This window comes from Methylophaga pinxianii (assembly GCF_020447225.1).
Classification (GTDB): domain Bacteria; phylum Pseudomonadota; class Gammaproteobacteria; order Nitrosococcales; family Methylophagaceae; genus Methylophaga; species Methylophaga pinxianii.
Map to the genome: position 1 here is coordinate 25658 of NZ_JAJAEO010000160.1, position 19287 is coordinate 44944.

Here is a 19287-nt window from a genome sequence, read left to right on the forward strand (position 1 = left end):
TAATTCATATCGCAAAGCACGAGCAGCCGAGCGCGCCCCAGAATGTGCGCTTGTCCTCGGCTGGAATCGGCTGCGTCCACGCAATCTGATGGTTGTGACCATGTACACCGCATGCAGATTCACAGCCATCATGACAAGCACGAGCATACATTGAAGCGCCTGCTGCCAACCTCATTGCGAGACTGGGTTCAGTATTAACAGGGCTCCATCCTGGGGAAGCTGGAGGTAAGGGAGGAGCAAGATCCTTGTATTCATCTTCGCCATGAACGATCCGTCCACCTGTTACGGTAAGCACTGCATTAATACGACGAATATCTTCTGGGGGAACCGTCATGAAGTCTGCTGAAAGGACAGCCAGATCGGCATACATGCCCTTCGCAAGAATGCCCTTGACTTCTGCCTCGCCTGAAAACCAAGCCGAGCCATTTGTCCAAATTCTCAGAGCTTCTTCTCGGCTTAAGATATTTTTCTCGTCATAAAGTGAGAGGCCACCAAGTGTCTTGCCCGTAGTTAGCCAATATAGCGCTACCCAAGGATCGTAAGAAGCAACTCGGGTTGCATCGGTACCACCGCCGACGGGTAAATCCATTGCCAGCATTTTTGCAATTGGTGGTGTGCGCTTGGCGGCCTCTTTACCGTAACGTTCAACAAAATATTCACCTTGAAAGGCCATACGATGTTGAGTCGCAACACCGCCACCCAGCGCCTTAATGCGTTCAAGATTTCGTTCGCTAACTGTTTCTGCGTGGTCAATGATAAAGCGGGTCTGGAAAGGTGTTTTGCCATTCACACGCTCAAAGACACTCAGGAAGCGGTCGATCGATTCGTCATAGGTGGCGTGAATACGAAATGGCCACTTATTGGTAGCAAGTAATTCTACAATCGGTTCAAGTTCACTCTCCATATGAGGTGCCAAGTCGGGGCGCGGCTCCAGGAAGTTTTCGAAATCAGCTGCGGACCAGGTAATATTCTCCCCAGCACCGTTCATGCGCAGCATTGCTGAGCCGGCACCCGGCTCTGTCATCGTGACCCAGCGTTCGTAGTCAGACAATTCATCACCCACATTTTGAGCAAATAGATTGTAGGCAATTCGAACTGTAAGCTGATCCTTATCGTGCAGTTGCTGAATGACGTCGTAGTCTTGCGGGTAGTTCTGCCCTCCACCGCCTGCGTCAATAACGCTGGTTATACCGAGGCGGTTCATCTCGCGCATGTAGTGACGCGTTGAATTGATCTGAGCCTCGATGGGCAGTTTCGGGCCTTGTGAAAGAGTGGAATACAAAATCAGCGCTGAAGGTTTCGCGATCAACATCCCAGTTGGCTCACCTTTCGCATCCTTCTGGATCAAGCCGCCTGGTGGATTGGGTGTATTTTTGGTAATTCCCACCGCTTTGAGGGCGGCGCGGTTCAGTAGTGCTCGTGAGTAAAGATGGAGAACAAAAACAGGCGTCTCAGGGGCTGCTGCGTTGATTTCGTCAAGCGTTGGCATTCGCTTTTCGGCAAACTGGAATTCCGACCAGCCCCCAACGACGCGCACCCATTGTGGCGCTGGTGTCCTCTCTGCTTGATCCTTCAGCATACGGAGTGCATCCACCAGCGATGGCACGCCCTCCCAGCGTAATTCCATATTGTAATTAAGCCCACCGCGAATAAGGTGAGTATGACTATCATTTAAACCGGGTATCACCCGCTTTCCACCCAGATCGATGATTTGAGTATCATCTGTAGCCAGACGCATTATTTCCTTATTTGAACCTGTTCTAAAGACTAATCCGCCGCCAATAGCTATTGCTTCAACTTCCGGGTTCGCTCGATCTAGGGTTGTAATGCGTCCATTCATGAAAATCATATCAACCATCGTGCTTTCCTCTTGCTGTTGCGCATCTACCCATCGCGGTCCAAGCAGTGCAAAAATACCAGCTGCTGTCGCACCTTTAAGTACTTTGCGTCGAGTTGGAGAATTAATCAGAGGATTCTGTTTAGGTTTTGACTCTTTGGGCATAGCTCCCTCTCCTAGACGGTTCTGTTTAGTTTGTTGGGGCATTTTCCTGAGACAAATACTTACGCCTCATCAATAATCTATTCCGCTGACACAGGCTCGAGGCGCGGACCGTGTTTCACTCGCTCCTCAGCCTTATGAACCATGGTGTAGGCATAGTCCACACCCATGCCATAAGCACCAGAGTGTTCTTTCACAAGTGCCATAACAGCCTCATAAGTGTCTCTATGTGCCCAGTCGCGCTGCCATTCAAGCAATACTTGTTGCCAGGTGACAGGAACCACACCTGCCTGAATCATGCGCTGCATCGAGTAATCATGAGCGTCTTTTGACGTACCCCCAGAGGCATCAGCCACCATATAAATTTCATACCCAGCATCGTGCATGGCTGATAATGCAAAGGTGTTGTTGCAGACTTCAGTCCACAGGCCGGAAACAACCACTTTGTTGCGTCCATTTTTCTTCAAAGCGTCACGTACTTTCTGGTCATCCCATGAGTTCATGGATGTCCGCTCCAAGAGCGGTGTATCAGGGAATACTGACAGTAGTTCCGGATATGTGTGACCGGAAAAGGATTCCGTTTCCACAGTAGTAATGATGGTAGGGATATTAAAAATCTTCGCCGCCTTAGCAAGGCCGACGGTGTTATTTTTCAAGGTCTGCCGATCAATACTTTGCACACCGAACGCCATTTGTGGCTGGTGGTCGATAAAAATCAATTGGCAGTTGTGGGGGGTTAATACTTCAAGTTTTGGGTTGTTCATGGTCGTCTCCTGTATGGTTACCTATTGTTTTGGATCATTGATATAAGAATTTCAACATTACTTCAGTGCCGATAAAGCTATTAGTCATAACTACCACCAACAAAGCCCCTAACCGTTTCGGCGTTGCCGGAAGAGGAATAGCTAACCATCGGTAATCTAATGGTTGTCTTAATAAAGATCTCCTTCTCTCAGCCTTGTGTTCATTGAATAATCGCAGTTACTCGAATTTCAAAGCGCATCGCTGGCAAACCCAATGCTTCAACCCCCACTTGTGTCCAGACCGGTGCGTGGGAAGGCATGTACTGTCTGTATAGCTTGACAATCGTCTCGTTGACTACAGGTGGAAAGCCGCCAACATGATAGGTATTGACGTGAATAACGTGTTCCCAGGTTGCACCTGCTGCCGCTAAAACCAACTCAATGTTGCGAAACGCTGCGGCAATTTCTTCTTCAATAGCTTCGGGGATCTTCAGGTCATCATTCCAACCACCCTGACCGGACGTCTCTACTCGATTTCCGATCTTGACTGCGGTTGAGAAATGTAGGGCTTGACGGAAAGTCTCACCAAACCCTGGTGTGACGATAAATTCAGGCTTATCCATCACACGCTCCTTTTCATTGACATGGGCGTTGCTGGCTCATCGGGTAGAGGGATGAACTCTGCATCATCAGCATCAGGTAGTTTCATCTTGCCCGCTTTCCAGTCTGATGCAGCTTGTGCAAGACGTTCTTTAGACGAGGACACAAAGTTCCAATAGATGAATCTCTCACCGATGGGCTCGCCACCAAGAACCATCACAGTAGATTGTGTAATAGCTAGTAACCGTGAAGCGGTCGAGCCGACCACCAACATCCGACCGCTTTGGTAGCGAATTCCCCCCAACTCCACCAAACCACTCGCAATGTATATCGCTCGTTCGCTGTAACCGTCTGGAATCTCAGCAGTCGAGCCCGCTGTCATATCAAGATGTGCATAAAACAAAGGCGAATGTGTTTCAGCTCTGGCCGTCAGACCATAGGCACTGCCAGCAATAAGTTGCCCGGCCACACCTTTGTCATTCCACTGCGGTAAATCACGGTCAGCATGGTGAGAAAAGGAGGGAGCGCTCTCCTCCTGTTCGACTGGCAGAGCTACCCAAGCCTGGATTCCGTGCAAGTGATCGCCATGAGCCCGAGCGTGTTCAAATCGCTCGCTGTGAGTAATGCCCCGTCCCGCAGTCATCCAATTGACTTCATGTGGGCGAATAGTCTGTTGGTAGCCAAGACTGTCGCGATGCATTACCTCGCCAGAGAACAAGTAGGTTACCGTTGAAAGACCGATATGGGGATGCGGACGTACATCGATGCTGCGATCCAAACCGGGCATGATATCTAGCGGCCCCATATGGTCAAAGAAAATGAAGGGGCCTATCATGCGTTGCTTTGCAAACGGCAAGATACGGCCAACTTCCAAGCCGCCACCAAGGCCGCGCCGTCGTTGTTCAATAACCATTTCAATCATGTGGTTTGTTCCTGATTCAGGCAGCTTGTCGCGGTAACATTTCAGTAAACTTCGACGATTGAGATCTGGCAATATGTAGCTTTCGCCAGCTTTGCGGTGACATACCCGTTTCAAGTCTGAAAACACGGCAAAAATGTGATTGGTCACAAAACCCATTGCTGAGTGCGATTTCGCTCAAGGATAAGCTCGAATGCAACATTTGCTGCCTTGCGGCCTGCACTCGTGAGCCAGTAACGTATTTCTGTGGAGTGACACCCGTCGTGTGTTTAAATGCGTGGGAAAAATGACTGACGCTCAAATTCAGTAGCGAAGCGAGATCGGTTGTACGAATGCAATGTTCGAGATGGTCTTTTATGTATTCGTCTACACGAGAAATCTGCCAACGAAGCAATCCTCCCCTATTTTTAGGTGAAAATGATTTATCAGTTCTGTCTTCTGCCAGCAAGCTGATTGCCTGATCGAGAAAAGTCGAAGCGATTTCGGCATCACGATGAATGACTCGCTCAGTCTCCTTCAGTAACATCAGCAGTTGCCTCGAATGTTTCAAACCGCCAGAAACCAAGGAGTCTGAGTTGTCCAATAAGTTAGCTTTGCTAGCATTCCGGTTCATAGCTCACGCTCCATGGCTTGAATAAAATCCTGCTGGCATATTTAAGTCATCACTATGAATACAGGATGATGTTTTTAAGATGTCTCAAACAGACCCAAACGGGTGGGCATTCACCAACACTAAAGTGGTGGTTAATTCGAAAGGCCAATTAATCCATGTAGAACAACCGTAGTTAATGCATGACTCCGAGTGGCAGTTGCCAGAGTCATCGCTAACGTCTGCATCTGAGCATGGATAGTTGGAACTGCTGAGGGCATGATGGAGCAAGATAATTCAGCTTAAGCGCAACGCTTCAGTAAAGGTTTTAATCACCCTGCGCAGTAATTCTGCTCTACCACGAGGGTATTGGCGTATTGAGCAACTGCTGCTCCCACATGAACGCAATACCGCTACTACCACCATGCTGCTTTATCACCTCAATAAGCTCGGCAAGGTGGTCGGTACGCGCCCAATCTCGCTGCCACTCTGCTGCAAGTGCCATCCAGGTCATCATATTGGCGCCAGCGGCAATCATGCGTTGAATAGCGACTTCATGTGCTTCAACAGAAACAGCGCCCGATGCATCTGTAATCACTGTTACATCCCACCCCTCACCAAGTGCTTGGATAGTTGGCATCGCAACACATATTTCAGTCCATAAACCTGCGATTATTAGCTGCTTTCGGCCAGTTGCGATGACTGCATCGACAACTTTTTGATCTTCCCAAGTATTGATAAAAGTGCGATCGATGACTTCCTGGCCGGGAAATACATCAGTTATCTGAGGGAAAATATCGCCACCCTGAGCTGCTATTACACTTGTCAGGATGGTGGGGACACCGAAGGCCTTAGCGGCTTTTGCCAAGCCCGCTGAGTTATTAATTACCATCTGTGGTTCGTGGCTATTCAGGTTTGCAAGTTGATAGGGCTGGTGATCAATGAGAACAAGCACTGAGTCTTCGGGACGAAGAAGAGAATTAAGGCCGTTACGAAAAGTCATGAATATATCCTCTGTTGCCATATAGAGTAATGTTGATCTTCTGGGAGCAACACGCCAGCTACGACGTTTTCCACAACAACAGTCTGCTATGTCAGTACACGATACGGTAGTACTATCTCGTGACAAACTATGTCGCGTAATTAGGAACACTGAAATGGATATCAAAGAGCTTGAGACTTTCGTCGAAGTTGCTGATGCTGGGGGAATTTCGCCTGCTGCATTTCGGCTCGGCGTGTCCAAGTCTATCGTAAGCCGCCGGCTCGTAAGGCTCGAAACGGAACTTGGTGTTCAGTTGCTTGCGCGAACCACACGTGGAGCTGCTCTAACAGAAGCCGGAACCTTATTCCGAATTTACGCAGCCAAAATCTGTTCCGAAATCGACGAGGCCAGGGAGACAATCTTACCCGCAGGTGACCTCTCCGGTCGCTTACGAATTGCTATGCCGCTGACTTTCGGCCCGACTCATTTCGCTCCCGTAATTGCGGAAATGGCGCGACGTCACCCCAAGCTTTATATCCAAACCTGCTACAGTGATCGCTTTGTGGATATTGTCGCAGAGGGTTTTGATTGTGCAATCCGGGTTGGCTATCTTCAGGACTCCAACTTAATCGCCAGACGCATTGGCCCTATCTTTGGAAAGCTTGTCGCGAGTCCGGATTATATAAAAGTGCACGGGTCACCTGAGACGCCTGAAGAACTTATTACACATCAAGCGCTAATGCAGGGCACCGAAGCCTGGAAACTCATGGACGGCAATGAGATTATCACCATCCAGCCGCAGGGTCGCTTTAAGGCCGACAACGGCGTGGCGCTTGTAGCAGCTGCAATTGCAGGGCTTGGGATCGCTTATGTCCCGGATGGCCTAACCGATGAGTATGTGGCTTCGGGTGCGCTTGTTCCTGTCATGCCCCGCCATCCACCACCTCCAGCAGGTGCATACGTTATCCGTCCGCCAAGTCAGCATCCGGTACGAAAGGTTCGGGTTCTGACCGAACTGCTGATCGAATATTTCGACCAGCCTCAGCATATGAGTAACGATATTCAATCTATTGAGAAAAATCGATAATTCCCCGCTGAATACCGATAGTGACCGCATGCGTCCGATTATGCGCTGCCAGCTTTTCCATTATGTTTCGAAGATGACCTTTAACAGTATCTTCACCTATTGCCATTGCCAGAGCCGCTTCCTTATTCGATAAGCCGTTGGCGACATGTTGAAGTACCTCAACTTCTCTGTTGGTAAGACCATTCTGATCCATGTGGGCGGCCAACTCAGCTGCGATCTCCGGCGGGAAACGACGTTTACCGGCTGCTAATACACGAATGGTTTCAATGAGTTCATGGCGCAACGCGCTTTTCAAAAGATAACCTCGCGCCCCTGCCTTGATAGCTTTTAACGTCCTTATATCGCCACGGTAAGTGGTAAGCACAGCAATACAAGCCTGCGGAAACTCCGAAATGATGGAACTGATTGCGCCAATACCATCAAGTTCAGGCATTTGAATGTCCATGATGGTGACGTCTGGTTGAATTTTCCGGTAGGAATGAATTGCCTCAAGACCATTAGAGGCTTCTCCCACTAGGATGATGTCTTCAGAACCTTCTAACAACGATTGAATACCCTCCCGTATAAGAGGATGATCATCTACTATCAGAACTTTAATAAGCCTGTTGGTATCTGCCATAGAGTTACCCTGCTCTTTTGGATCGGCTCTGTTTTTCGTCAACTTCATTTTCATAGGCAACTAAACTAGGTAATGAAAGCTGTATACGTGTACCGTTATCAGGGTCACTAACGATCATCAGATTTGCGTCGATTCTACTGGCCCGTTCGTACATCCCTCTTAGTCCGCCATGTTTTGGCTTTCCATGTATTCGCTGATAAAGCGGATCAATACCTACCCCATCATCATCAACAAGCATCTCAAAAGTGCGAGCCGAGTATATGAAGGAAACTTTAATCTGGGTAGCCTCTGCGTGGCGAATCGCATTGAAAACAGCTTCTCTACCTACCTGATAAAAAACATCACGAACTTCATTCCTAAGTGCCAGCGGTTCGCCCTTATTGCTAACTTGGTAGATCGCAGAGAAAGGGACGCCGGCTTCAAGCTTCAGAGCCTGAAACGCTATGGCTAAATCTTCATTTGGTGCCATCTGGCCACGCAAACCAGTAATTCGGTCTCGCCCCTCAGCAATAACCTGCTCGGCCCGGTTCATCGCCTTTTCCATGGAAGAGCGGGCACGGGATTCTAAAGGTAGGTTGTTAGCGATAGCCTGAAAGCTGAGCATCATTCCCTGAACGCTTTGGAGCAAAGTGTCATGCAATTCTCGCGCTATACGCTCGCGCTCCTGAAAGCGCTCTTCAAGACGGGTTCTTAAAATTGTCTTCTCTCGTTGTGTATAAGCGCGGGACGCCCATATCACAAGCACCAGAATCGCTAATAAAGAGAGCAGAAGAAATTCTGGGCGCTGATAAAAAATCTGGGGAATGATGAGATCTAAATCCGCCTCAGGGAGATGTAGATGTCCGTTATCACCAAGCGCACGAACCTGAAATTCGTAATTACCTGGACGCAGACGTGTGAAATGTGCTTGTCTTAAGCGCCCAGCGTCAACCCATTCCGAGTCATGTCCATTAAGCCGGAATTGAAAGCGCATGGCTTCAGGCGCGGCCAGGTTTAATGCTGAATATTTAATTACTAGCTTATCCGGCGCAACTGGTAATCGAACAGGCGCGGAAGAGATATCTATGTTGACGCCATCAACTGCCAGCGACTTAATTTTTACGACGGGTGGACGTGCCATCCCTCTTAATTGGTAAGGATCAACGCTGACAACCCCATTACCGGTGGAGAACCATAGTATGCCTTCTTGCGTGAAAACCGCCGTGGGCAGCGGCATGACCTTATAGAGATCCATAGGCAGCTGGCCGATGTGATCATGCGAGCTGTACATCAGTGTGTCACCACCCGCTATAATGCGCTCAATCTCAGCTGCGGGCAGTTTATAAATACCGCCGCGACTGTGTACCCAGATATCCATCCCGGATTCTTTATTATCTTTTTCAGTTGGCACAGCGACTAGCCCGTAGATATTCTGAAATGGCCCTGCAGCCGGCAACTCAAGTGAATGAAACCGCCCGTTCTTGAGATATGCCAAGCCATTCTGACCGCCTACCCAAGTTCGTCCGGGCAAATGTAACATTGCTGTGACATGCCCGATGTTCAGACCTTGCTGCTCACTCCAGTGAAAGATTTTCTGCTCATCATAAGACACCAGAAGATTATCCCTGTAGCCAAACCACAGTTTGCCCGTCAAGTCTCTAGAAGCAGTGACTGGCATCACTTGACGCCTAGAATCACTAACTGGCTCTAAACGTCGCCATTTCTGTTCAGCCCAAACGAACAGTCCTGCTCGATTTATTGAGACCCATATATCGCCATCCTTACCAACCACTATGGCTCTGACGGCAGATTCATGGGCAGACTCGACAGGTAATGCTGCGATGCGCTCAAGTTCATCATCTGCAAGCGAAAAAATCCCCCGGTGCCCTCCAGCCAACAAGCCATATTCGTGACTGTTTATCAATGTGGTGATCGGCATGTCCAACTCATAAATGGACTGACCGCTGTCACCCAAGCCCCTTAGCTGGCCATTGTCATTGCCGATCCACAATGAACCCGTATCGCTTACCACCAATGCGTGACCACCTGCTCCCCCAGGCAGAACGAGAGGAGTTAATGTTTTACGCGTGAGCCTATCAAAACCCTCATCGGTACCCACCCATAAACTACCATCACGATCGATGAACTGGCTCAATACATTATCAGAGCTGAGTCCATCGCGAATTGCGTACTTATTGACGCCATCTCTATTCTGAATAGATCGTGGCGACTCTCCAACCGGCATGTATTGCACACCGGATGCGAGCGTCCCAAGCCAAATATCTCCTTTAGTGTCTATAACGATACTTGTAGCCCGTGAAGCTTCTATCTCTTCAAACTTAACGTCTGCATAGCCAGTTTTTTTTAGGTGGGTGATATGGTCCCTGGCTCGATCAGTTATCCATATGTCACCTCTTGGGGAAGAGACAATTTTGCTGACAGACTGACTCTTTACGCCAATCTCTATAAACATCGATGCCCCAGGGGGAAGCATATATATAACTTCTTCACTTGCTGCCCATACATAACCATCAGCATCCACGTGCACCGCCTGAGCATGATGTTCATTAAACCCTTCTTTTTTGCCAACTTGGTGCCAATTAGTACCATCATGCCGGGCTAAGCCATCATTCGTTGCAACCCAAATTTGTCCTTGCTGGTCTTCTGCTAAACCAAAAACCACCCCACCCGGGAGGCCTGGATCAACTGGTTGAATCACCCCGTTTACATCTATCAAGCGCACCCCGCCTTCACGCAGACCAACCCATAGGCCTTCAGTGGTGGTTAGAAGTGTCGAGACAGCGCCGAGCGGCTCACCATTAGTAGGAACAAATTTCTCAAAATCAAAACCATCAAAGCGATACAAGGAATCCTGAGTACCTAACCAAAGGTATCCATCTGCAGTTTGTTCGAACGCTAACACTGAGTTGGGGACTTCGTCGCTGCCAATCCAGCGGCGATGATCTATTTCGTCCGAGATGCTTGCCGCTCCACTTGAGTATATTAAGCACCCAAGTAGGAGGCTCAGCAGCAAACTGGTAAATTTCCGCATGGAGTACACCTCCATAATGCGCCATCGCGTTGTGAAGTGATGGCTCACAATCGCATGAGGTATTAAAACCTGCCTAACTGCTGTTGAAGCCATTCAATAATTTGGTCTGCTACCTGTTCCCAGCCTGGCTGCATGATAAGCAAGTGCCCATAACCAGGAAATAATAAGTAATCAGATTGCGCTAATGACTGTCTCTGATGATAATAATTTGCTAAAACTACAGAACTCTTTACCAAACGATCGTCACTACCAGAAATCAATAATAACGGTCCGCGTTCCTGATTAAATAATAATCTGCTTCCGATGCCCAATGATAATGCGATCATCAGTCTTTTTGGTACTTTGTAGACAATTTTATTATAGGACAATTTTATTGTCTGGGGTGTCAGTGGATAGGCGATATGCCGAAAAAACTGCGCGGAAGTCATTTGCAGAAAGCATATGCCATGCAACTGCTCGGATTTTGCTCCAAATATGTGTATCAGTGATCCTAAGTCAGGGAAAACGCGCTGGGGTGCTTGTGAGGCAATAGCGACACCGGCTAAGCCAATCCCTCGGTCAAGCAAAATTTGGACGACCAATCCACCTAGTGCATGACCAATCAAGACTGGTGGTGAAGGCAAGGCTGCTATCTTTAATGCGTAGAAATCAACCAAGCGGTCTAACACTGCTTTGCCATTCAAGATGTGATACCAGCCATCATCATCTTGGTCTGGTAAAGATAGAACATTGCAGATATATCCACATGCCTTGAAATGACGCTCGAAATTTTCCCATATTACCGGTGCTACCCAGTCGCCTTGAATAAAACAAATATGGTTAGTCATTATATGAATTCACGTGGATCACGTGCTCTCAGCCCGCCCCCCGAAGAGGCCAGAGTGCCTTAAGATTCTTAAAGACCTGCTCAATCTCTACCCTTACGTTAGTCGCTCAATCGACGGTCATCGCACCGACCGCCTCGCAGATTGGGACGCCGCCACCGGTCAACTCTAGGATCAACCGGTTGAGGCTGGGAGTTCGCAGTAGCTCCACGATGGTCGCGGCGACGTCGTCGCGAGCGATTTCGGTATGGACCTTGGCGAGGCCGAGGTCGACCCGGCCCGCGCCGGGTGCATCGGTCAGGGCGGACGGGCGCACGATCAGCCAGTCGAGGTCGGTCCGAACCAGTTGGGTCTCAGCCCTCTTTTTCTGGACCATGTAATGTTCGAATGAGGCATTCATGCGCCGTTCGCGCCAGGCTTCAGGAAAGACCGAGACGAGGATAAAGCGACGCACCCCGGCGCGTTTCGACGCGAGGGCCAGCTTTCCCGGCCCGTCCCCGTCTACGCGGGTGGTCGCCGCGTCGCCCTGCTTCCCGCCCGCGCCGGCGCTGAACACGATCGCGTCGTAGTCGCGCAGGACCGCCGCCAACTCACCAACCGACATCGCGACCAAGTCGCCGGGCACCGTCCGGATACCGGCCGAGGCGAGCGCCTTCGCCTGCTCCGGTCGGCGCACCAAACCGCCGGGTTGATCTCCTACCCTGGCGAGCTGTTTCGCCACGCGGCGGCCGACACCGCCGGCGATTCCAATGATGAAGACCTTCATCGCTAGTCCATTTTTTGAGCGTGGAGCCCTCGAGCGACCAAGCGCTGTGCGGCGGCGGCAGACGAAGCGGGGTTCTGGCCAGTGATCAGCAAGCCATCCTCCAGCACGTAGGAGCCCCAGTCCGGACCACTCGAATAGATGCCGCCCAAAGCCTTCAGTTCGTCCTCAACCAGAAACGGCACCACTTCAGTCAGGCCGACACCTTCTTCTTCGGTGTTGGTGAAGCCGGTCACCTGCTTGCCCTCGACCAGCGGCCGGCCATCCGGTGTCTTCACGTGGCGCAGCACGCCCGGCGCATGGCAGACCAGTGCGACCGGTTTGTTCGCCGCAAGGAAGCTCTCTATCAGGGCGCACGAGTCCGCGCTTTCAGCCAAATCCCACAACGGGCCGTGGCCACCCGGGTAGAATACCGTATCGAAGTCTTCCTCCGAGACGTCGGCGAGCTTCACGGTGTTCGCCAGGGCCCTGCCCGCTTCGGTGTCCGCGTCGAAACGACGGGTGGCGTCAGTCTGGAAGTCCGGCTCGGCACTCTTCGGATCTAGCGGCGGCTGGCCACCCTTCGGCGAAGCGAGCGTGATCTCGTAACCCGCATCCTTGAACACGTAATAAGGAGCGGCCAGCTCTTCGAGCCAGAAGCCGGTCTTGCGGCCGGTATCGCCAAGTTGGTCGTGCGATGTTAGTACTATTAGAACTTTCATTTTCATTCTCCTTTGTTGTCTATTGTTTATAGGAATCTACTTTTCGAAGGCTTCCTAGATGTTGCTTTTGTTGAGTCGTTAATGGCTGTGCAATTAAACAGAATGTACCCTGAGGCGATAGGATGTCAGCACTTTTGGCGAGATGCTCCTCACTGACCGCCAAGCTCGTGATGTAATCGACCAAGCGCACGTTTATCTTATTGAGTTGCTCACGCCAGTCGGCACGGGGATAAATTACGTGGTGAGCCCCCGAACATGCCCACTGATCATTTTCTGGTCGAGATGCCGTAGTAATCACCTTTAGATTGGCTACCTTGGCAGCTAGCTGCGTCAGCATTGCTCCAACGATCCCACCGGCCCCGATGGTCTGAATTGATTTCTGATGTGTTGGCGGCACAAAGTGTAGCCTGAGACTGTTAAACAATATCTCCCTAGCCGTAATGCTGGACAACGGAAGTGCTGCAGCTTGCTCATAGCTAAGGCCTGATGGCATAGGGTTGATCATTTATTCGTCGACTGTCTGGTAGGCGTCTAGCTTTTGAGTTTAACCGCAATGGTGGCGACATATTCGCCCTGGTGGCGGGCAATCTCCAGCTCACGTTCATCAGGTTGCCGAGAGCCATCAGCGCCAGCAATGGTCGATGCACCGTAAGGCGTACCACCACTCACCTTCGTGATATCGAATAGTGCAGGTGTGGTGTAACCAATCGGTACAATAACCATGCCGTGGTGCGCCAATGTGGTCCAGGTAGAGGTGATGGTCATTTCCTGACCGCCCGTTGTACCGGTTGAGGTGAACACGCTCGCGACTTTACCTGCCAGACTTCCCTTGGCCCAAAGACCACCGGTCTGGTCGAAGAAGGTACGCATTTGCCCTGACATATTGCCGAAGCGGGTTGGCGTGCCGACGATGATGGCATCATAGTCGCCCAGCTCCTTTGGGGTCGCCACGGCCGAGTCCTGGTCGACCTTTCCGCCGGCTGCCTTGAAGGCTTCGGCCTCCATGGTTTCAGGGACCCGTTTCACCGTGACCATTACGCCATCAACGCTACGAGCGCCTTCAGCAACTTTGTTCGCCATAGTTTCGATATGACCATACATGGAGTAATAGAGAATGAGAATCTTTGTCATTTTTACGTCCTATTTGGGTTAAAATTGTTTTGCGTTTGCTTTGTAGGAAAAAATATTCCCAGCGTGAGGTGCCCTTTCTGGAAATTTCGGCGAAACTCGGGGTGTTCAGAGAAATCGTACTCAATTGTCATGATGGGGATTCTCAGTTGTCCCAGACAATACGAGCTTGCCTGGGTGTGCAGCTATCAGGAAACTGAGATGACCACTTTGCCGTTGAGTCGCTCTCCATTGACCACACCTCGCTCTAAGGTGGTATGAGCCTCAGGAATTTGGGTCAGTGAGAAGCTGGCGCCTATGATTGGCCGGATGCGACCATTTTCCAGCAGCGTCTTGAGAGCCTGCAACTTGCCACGGTTCTGACGCGTAAACACAAAGTGATATTCGGCATTCACGCCCCAGGCTGCGACGAGGTTCTGTGGCGTTTCCAAATCGACAATCGTAACGACCCGGCCGGCATCACTTAGCACATGAGGAGACTGACTCAGCGTCTGGCCTCCAATGGTGTCGAACACCACATTCACACCCTTGTTACCGGTCAGGCTGGCGATTTCTTCGATGTAGTTTTTGCTGGTGTAGTCAATGGCGTGGTCTGCGCCCAGCTGGCGCACAAAATCGAAATCATTGCTGCGGCAGGTCGTGTAAACAGTCGCACCCATCACCTTTGCCAGTTGAATGGCGATTGAGCCAACGCCACCCGCGCCGCCATGGATTAACACAGACTCAGCTGGACTCAACTTGGCCCGCGAAACGAGGGCTTCCCAGGCAGTTCCGCCAACGAGCGTTGTCGAGGCGGCTTCTTCGTGAGACAGGTTCGAAGGCTTATGAGTTACCAACGATTCTGGAACAACGTTGTACTCAGCATAAGAGCCCCCTTTTGGGCCAAAAATTTTGGGGGTGTAAAACACCTCGTCACCAACTTTGAAGTCAGTTACGCCAAGGCCCACCTTTTCAACCACACCTGAGACGTCATGGCCGATAATGGCGGGCAAGGGAACATATTCGGGATAGTCGCCGCGCCGAATTTGGTAGTCGAGAGGATTGATGGCGGTGGCGACAACGCGAACCAGCAACTCGCCGACATCCACTTCAGGAATTGGCACGTCCTGTAGCTCAAAGCTGTCTGTGCCGCCAAACTTCGTAAGAACAATCGCTTTCATTTCAGTATCCCTATGTGCTGAATGGGGATGGGCCATGTGGCCTGTGAAAGCCACCCACATGATTCACCTTAGCCGAATACCACCGCTTATTATTGGATGACTGTCTTATGTTGGGATGATTGTGTGATGAATGCTATTCACAACAGACACACTTGTGTGTGGTCGGTCGTCTGGCTGGCTACAACCCTTGGTTCGCCATGCATAGCGACTTTCACGCTAAGTTATACCTATTTACTTCAGCATAGGATAGATTCATCGGAGTATTGGCTAATTCTCGCTGTTTACTGCGCGTTTGAATGATTTCAGCCAGTATCGATACTGCAATTTCTGCTGGCGTTCGACTACCGATAGATATGCCGACAGGTCCCTTAAGGCGTGAAATTTCTGATTCAGACAAATCAAACATCCGCATTCTTTCCCGGCGTTTGGCTTGATTTTTTTTTGAGCCCAGCGCCCCGACATAAAGTGCATTACTGGTGAGTGCTTCTAATAGCGCCATATCATCAAGCTTGGGATCATGCGTGACCGCGACAATCGCCGTATTTGAATCAGGTTTGAGTTTGACGATAGCGTCATCTGGCATCATTTGCAGCAGTTGACTACCTTGTACGTGCCATTCCTTCGCGACATCGTCCCTTGGATCGCAGACTATAACCTCATAGTCGAGAGTACTTGCAATATTTGCGAGGACAGAGCCCAACTGGTTTGCACCAATAATGATGAGACGCATTTTCGGGCCAAAGTAGCTATGAAACCAATCACCATCAACTTTAGGCTCACTGCCCGGCAAGGCATCTTCTATCAACAGTTCACCGGTTTTCATATGAACCGATCGACATAACAATTGCTGCGATTCGATGCCGTCAATTATCTGTGTCAGCTCAGATCGGACCGTTAATGGCTCACAAAATATTGCCAACTCACCGCCACATGGCAAACCGAATTGTTGCGCCTCGTCGGCAGTAATGCCATAGCGCAGCACTTCAGGTGAATTTGGTAGTGTCATTGATTTTGCTTTTTCAGCTAAATCATCCTCTATACAACCACCTGAAACCGAGCCAATGTAATGGCCATCATCGCGAACTACGAGAATTGAGCCCGGGCCTCGTGGCGCCGATCCCCAGGTTTTGATTACGGTGAAAAGGTAAGCCTTATAGCCGGCATTGAGCCAGTCATTCGCGCGCTTAAGTACATCTAAATCAGGAGAATTCATAACGTTAATCAATATGCATACAGGTGTTTGGAGATCGGGAGCTCTCGTATACGCTTTTGCGATACCGCATAGATAGCATTGGTGACTGCGGGTGCAATAGCGGCTGTGCCCGGTTCGCCAATACCACCGGGGGCCTCAGCACTTTTCACCAAATGTACTTCAATGTCAGGCAGTTGATTCATTCTTAGTGGCTGGTAAGTGTCGAAGTTTTTCTGGTCAATGACACCATCTTTAATGGTGATTTCGCCCCACAATGCCGCAGTCAAACCATAGACAATGCCCCCTTCTATCTGAGCAATGACATGGTTAGGATTGATAACGATGCCACAGTCAACGGCAGTCACCACACGAAGGACGCTGACTTCATCATCTTCAACGCGGACCTCGGCAACTTGGGCGAGGTAGCTACCAAAGGCTTCAATGACCGAAATCCCAAGACCGTGATTCGCAGGTAATTGTTTACCCCACTCAGCTTTTTGAGCACACAGTTCCAGCACGGCCAAAGCCCTTGGATGGTGCTTAAGCAGGTTACGACGATACGCCACAGGGTCAACCGAGGCACGATGAGCCAACTCATCAATAAAGCTCTCAATCATGAATGCGTTGTGCGTTGCCCCTACGCCACGCCACCATCCTGGTCTCATACCATTCGTTTCCTGTCTGACATAGTCAACAAGGATATTCTCTGGTGCATAGAATGGGTTCTGAGCAAGCTCTACCGCATCGGTATCCAGGCCATCTTTTACAACCGAAGGGATCCAACGAAGCATGATAGAGGCACCAGTTACACGATGATGCCAGGCAACCAGTTCACCTTTATCATTGAGGCCTGCCTTTAAGTGATCGTAGTAATAAGGCCGGTAAACATCGTGCTGCATATCTTCTTCACGCGTCCAGACCAGTTTTACCGGGTAATTGACGTGTTGGGCGATTCGGACAGCCTGATCGATAAAATCGACATCAAGTCGGCGGCCGAACGCGCCGCCAATTTGGTAGTTGTGCACAAAAACCTGGTTTGCAGGAAGCCCGGTGATTTCAGCGGCATTGGCCTGCGCCATGGCCGGTACCTGAGTGCCTGCCCAAATGTCACAACGATCTTTCTGGACATGCACGGTGGCATTCATCGGCTCTATCGGGGCATGCGCTAGGAATGGCATTTGATAGACAGCTTCAAAGGTATCTGTTGCCTCAGTATAAGCTTTGTCAAAGTTGCCATCGTTTCTGGCGATAACGGCCTTTGCTGTACCCTCTCCTGTTTGGCTGGCTTTTTTCAGTTCAGCAACAATATCCTCCATGTTTTGCGGTTTATAACTATCCTGAGTCCATTCAATTTCAAGTGCCGAAATGCCTTGTTTGGCTGTCCACATATCTGTGGCAATAACTGCCACGGCATCACCCATCTCAATAACTTCAACCACACCTTTTAGCCCTTTGGCTTTGGAAATATTGAGTGTCTTGACCTTTCCACCCAGTATCGGTGTCATGGCTATAGTGGCTATTTTTAGATCGGGTAAATCGACATCAATGCCGTAAAGCGACGTGCCATTGCCCTTCGCTTTACCATCAAGTCGTTTAACAGGCTGTCCAATCAGTTTGAAGTCTTTCGGATCCTTAAGCGTTACTTTTTCTGGCACCGGCATCTTGGCCGCTTTTTCTGCTAACTCGCCATAGGTAAATTGCCTATCAGAGTCTGATAATTTCACTACACCGTTTTCGGCATAACATGCCGAAACATTCACTCCCCAGTCTTTAGCTGCGGCCGCAATTAAGATTTCTCTCGCTACAGCACCCGCCTCTCTGAGCGGCTGCCAGGTACCTCTTATGGAGGTTGAGCCGCCGGTTACCTGGGCACCCAGGATGGGATCAGCATATTTTTCATTATCTGCAGGTGCATGCTCCAATGTGACCTTTTCAAGATCTAACTCTAGTTCTTCAGCGATCAGCATAGGTAAAGAGGTAAATACACCTTGGCCCATTTCTGCTTTTGAGACAATTAAGGTGACGTCCCCGTTGGTGGCAATCCGGATAAACGCGTTGGGAGAAAAGGTGCTTTGATCTCCTGTGCCAACACCCGCGAGAAGTTTATGTGGTACAGCAAAACCTACTAAAAGGCCTGCACCAGCACCCGCAGAGCCAATTAAAAACTGACGACGAGAGATACCATGCTCAGTAATAACTTCAACACCATCATTCTCTAGGTTGTTTAAATTGATGTTCATATGATTCGTCCCCTGAGCGTTAATTAAGCTTTAGCAGCTTGTTTGATGGCTTCACGAATGCGTGAATAGGTGCCGCAGCGACAAACATTACCTGCCATTGCGTTATCTATTTCTTCATCGGTTGGCGACTTATTTTCGGAAAGCAATGCGGCGGCTGACATGATCTGCCCCGATTGACAATAACCACACTGCACAACGTCCTGCTCGTGCCAGGCATACTGGAGTTTTTGTCCGACTTCACTTTCACCGACGGCTTCAATGGTTGTGATTTTTTTCCCCTGCGCATCAGACACCGGCGTGACACAGGAACGTGTCGGGGAACCATCGACATGAACCGTGCAGGCACCACAGAGTGCGGCACCACAACCAAACTTAGTCCCGGTTAACTTGATCACATCACGTAATGCCCAAAGAATAGGCATATCTTCAGCCACATCAAGTTGGTAAGGATTTCCATTCACATTTAATTCAATCATGACGCACTCCTGTTAATTTTGTGGTCTGTAAAAGCTTTTTTAATCGGCAAGCTTTAGATCGTTGTACTGAATTGCGGTGCATTTATTAAATCATCGGGTATATCGATATCGTAAAAAATAGCGTCGTTGGTAACAGGTGTCAACAACGGGTGAAAACTGATCCACTTTTGACCTAAAACAACGGAATAAAAGTGATCCACCTTCAGCGTGTATTTAATTTAAAACACCGACTTA

General features: G+C 49.8%; 18 protein-coding genes. 1 reads left to right on the top strand and 17 read right to left on the bottom strand.

Features of this window, described 5'->3' with window-relative positions; translation table 11 throughout:
• Positions 1-4: 4 nt before the first annotated feature.
• From LGT40_RS05800 to LGT40_RS05825, 6 genes are all read right to left on the bottom strand, one after another.
• Positions 5-2044 carry an amidohydrolase gene (locus LGT40_RS05800; protein WP_226343172.1) on the bottom strand — a complete coding sequence of 680 codons (2040 nt, stop codon included), beginning with the start codon at positions 2042-2044 and terminating at the stop codon, positions 5-7.
• A gap of 35 nt (positions 2045-2079) precedes the next feature.
• Positions 2080-2763: a hydrolase gene (locus LGT40_RS05805; protein ID WP_226072075.1), complete on the bottom strand. Its 684-nt coding sequence runs from the start codon at positions 2761-2763 to the stop codon at positions 2080-2082.
• 200 nt (positions 2764-2963) lie between these two features.
• Positions 2964-3365, bottom strand: coding sequence for a Rid family hydrolase (locus LGT40_RS05810; RefSeq protein WP_226072077.1), 402 nt, complete (start codon positions 3363-3365; stop codon positions 2964-2966).
• Positions 3365-4264 (bottom strand): pirin family protein, encoded by a 900-nt coding sequence (locus LGT40_RS05815; protein WP_226072079.1) that lies wholly within the window; start codon positions 4262-4264, stop codon positions 3365-3367. Before LGT40_RS05815 ends, LGT40_RS05810 begins: the two co-directional genes overlap by 1 nt.
• A 16-nt stretch (positions 4265-4280) precedes the next feature.
• On the bottom strand, positions 4281-4874 hold the full coding sequence (locus LGT40_RS05820) for a helix-turn-helix domain-containing protein (RefSeq protein WP_226343173.1): 594 nt from the start codon (positions 4872-4874) through the stop codon (positions 4281-4283).
• 331 nt (positions 4875-5205) lie between these two features.
• On the bottom strand, positions 5206-5853 hold the full coding sequence (locus tag LGT40_RS05825) for a hydrolase (RefSeq protein ID WP_226072085.1): 648 nt from the start codon (positions 5851-5853) through the stop codon (positions 5206-5208).
• Positions 5854-6007: 154 nt separating this feature from the next.
• On the opposite strand from LGT40_RS05825, the gene LGT40_RS05830 reads away from it, so the two are divergent.
• The gene (locus LGT40_RS05830; protein WP_226072089.1) at positions 6008-6919 is read left to right on the top strand and encodes a LysR family transcriptional regulator; all 912 of its coding nucleotides are present in this window, start codon (positions 6008-6010) and stop codon (positions 6917-6919) included.
• Here LGT40_RS05830 and LGT40_RS05835 read toward each other — a convergent pair.
• From LGT40_RS05835 to LGT40_RS05885, 11 genes are all read right to left on the bottom strand, one after another.
• Complete coding sequence (locus LGT40_RS05835; protein ID WP_226343174.1) at positions 6900-7538, bottom strand: response regulator transcription factor; 639 nt, start codon at positions 7536-7538, stop codon at positions 6900-6902. The genes LGT40_RS05830 and LGT40_RS05835 overlap by 20 nt on opposite strands.
• A gap of 4 nt (positions 7539-7542) precedes the next feature.
• Positions 7543-10569 (bottom strand): sensor histidine kinase, encoded by a 3027-nt coding sequence (locus LGT40_RS05840; protein WP_226072101.1) that lies wholly within the window; start codon positions 10567-10569, stop codon positions 7543-7545.
• Positions 10570-10631: 62 nt separating this feature from the next.
• Positions 10632-11396, bottom strand: a complete 765-nt coding sequence (locus tag LGT40_RS05845) for an alpha/beta hydrolase (RefSeq protein ID WP_226072106.1) — start codon at positions 11394-11396, stop codon at positions 10632-10634.
• A gap of 106 nt (positions 11397-11502) precedes the next feature.
• A complete protein-coding gene (locus LGT40_RS05850) occupies positions 11503-12159 on the bottom strand; it encodes an NAD(P)H-binding protein (RefSeq protein ID WP_226072114.1) in 657 nt (218 codons plus the stop codon).
• Between the two features lie 2 nt (positions 12160-12161).
• Entirely contained in the window at positions 12162-12857 is a 696-nt protein-coding gene (locus LGT40_RS05855) for a type 1 glutamine amidotransferase domain-containing protein (RefSeq protein ID WP_226072122.1), read from the bottom strand.
• Positions 12858-12876: 19 nt separating this feature from the next.
• The gene (locus tag LGT40_RS05860; RefSeq protein WP_247363572.1) at positions 12877-13194 is read right to left on the bottom strand and encodes a zinc-binding dehydrogenase; all 318 of its coding nucleotides are present in this window, start codon (positions 13192-13194) and stop codon (positions 12877-12879) included.
• Positions 13195-13388: 194 nt separating this feature from the next.
• Positions 13389-13988 carry an NAD(P)H:quinone oxidoreductase gene (gene wrbA / locus LGT40_RS05865; RefSeq protein ID WP_226072127.1) on the bottom strand — a complete coding sequence of 200 codons (600 nt, stop codon included), beginning with the start codon at positions 13986-13988 and terminating at the stop codon, positions 13389-13391.
• A 185-nt stretch (positions 13989-14173) separates the two neighbouring features.
• The gene (locus tag LGT40_RS05870) at positions 14174-15145 is read right to left on the bottom strand and encodes a zinc-dependent alcohol dehydrogenase family protein (protein WP_226072130.1); all 972 of its coding nucleotides are present in this window, start codon (positions 15143-15145) and stop codon (positions 14174-14176) included.
• A 211-nt stretch (positions 15146-15356) separates the two neighbouring features.
• A complete protein-coding gene (locus LGT40_RS05875; RefSeq protein ID WP_226072136.1) occupies positions 15357-16358 on the bottom strand; it encodes an XdhC family protein in 1002 nt (333 codons plus the stop codon).
• A gap of 8 nt (positions 16359-16366) precedes the next feature.
• Positions 16367-18577, bottom strand: a complete 2211-nt coding sequence (locus LGT40_RS05880; RefSeq protein ID WP_226072140.1) for a xanthine dehydrogenase family protein molybdopterin-binding subunit — start codon at positions 18575-18577, stop codon at positions 16367-16369.
• 23 nt (positions 18578-18600) lie between these two features.
• On the bottom strand, positions 18601-19053 hold the full coding sequence (locus LGT40_RS05885) for a (2Fe-2S)-binding protein (protein WP_226072146.1): 453 nt from the start codon (positions 19051-19053) through the stop codon (positions 18601-18603).
• Between the last annotated feature and the right edge of the window lie 234 nt (positions 19054-19287).

Excerpts from the sequence above, each read along its gene's own strand:
- LGT40_RS05815 (WP_226072079.1), bottom strand. The coding sequence starts at position 4,264 with ATGATTGAAATGGTTATTGAACAACGACGGCGCGGCCTTGGTGGCGGC.
- LGT40_RS05805 (WP_226072075.1), bottom strand. The coding sequence starts at position 2,763 with ATGAACAACCCAAAACTTGAAGTATTAACCCCCCACAACTGCCAATTG.
- LGT40_RS05870 (WP_226072130.1), bottom strand. The coding sequence starts at position 15,145 with ATGAAAGCGATTGTTCTTACGAAGTTTGGCGGCACAGACAGCTTTGAG.
- LGT40_RS05810 (WP_226072077.1), bottom strand. The coding sequence starts at position 3,365 with ATGGATAAGCCTGAATTTATCGTCACACCAGGGTTTGGTGAGACTTTC.
- LGT40_RS05840 (WP_226072101.1), bottom strand. The coding sequence starts at position 10,569 with ATGCGGAAATTTACCAGTTTGCTGCTGAGCCTCCTACTTGGGTGCTTA.
- LGT40_RS05835 (WP_226343174.1), bottom strand. The coding sequence starts at position 7,538 with ATGGCAGATACCAACAGGCTTATTAAAGTTCTGATAGTAGATGATCAT.
- LGT40_RS05800 (WP_226343172.1), bottom strand. The coding sequence starts at position 2,044 with ATGCCCCAACAAACTAAACAGAACCGTCTAGGAGAGGGAGCTATGCCC.
- LGT40_RS05830 (WP_226072089.1), top strand. The coding sequence starts at position 6,008 with ATGGATATCAAAGAGCTTGAGACTTTCGTCGAAGTTGCTGATGCTGGG.
- LGT40_RS05880 (WP_226072140.1), bottom strand. The coding sequence starts at position 18,577 with ATGAACATCAATTTAAACAACCTAGAGAATGATGGTGTTGAAGTTATT.
- LGT40_RS05875 (WP_226072136.1), bottom strand. The coding sequence starts at position 16,358 with ATGAATTCTCCTGATTTAGATGTACTTAAGCGCGCGAATGACTGGCTC.
- LGT40_RS05885 (WP_226072146.1), bottom strand. The coding sequence starts at position 19,053 with ATGATTGAATTAAATGTGAATGGAAATCCTTACCAACTTGATGTGGCT.
- LGT40_RS05845 (WP_226072106.1), bottom strand. The coding sequence starts at position 11,396 with ATGACTAACCATATTTGTTTTATTCAAGGCGACTGGGTAGCACCGGTA.
- LGT40_RS05820 (WP_226343173.1), bottom strand. The coding sequence starts at position 4,874 with ATGAACCGGAATGCTAGCAAAGCTAACTTATTGGACAACTCAGACTCC.
- LGT40_RS05850 (WP_226072114.1), bottom strand. The coding sequence starts at position 12,159 with ATGAAGGTCTTCATCATTGGAATCGCCGGCGGTGTCGGCCGCCGCGTG.
- LGT40_RS05860 (WP_247363572.1), bottom strand. The coding sequence starts at position 13,194 with ATGCTGACGCAGCTAGCTGCCAAGGTAGCCAATCTAAAGGTGATTACT.
- wrbA (WP_226072127.1), bottom strand. The coding sequence starts at position 13,988 with ATGACAAAGATTCTCATTCTCTATTACTCCATGTATGGTCATATCGAA.
- LGT40_RS05825 (WP_226072085.1), bottom strand. The coding sequence starts at position 5,853 with ATGACTTTTCGTAACGGCCTTAATTCTCTTCTTCGTCCCGAAGACTCA.
- LGT40_RS05855 (WP_226072122.1), bottom strand. The coding sequence starts at position 12,857 with ATGAAAGTTCTAATAGTACTAACATCGCACGACCAACTTGGCGATACC.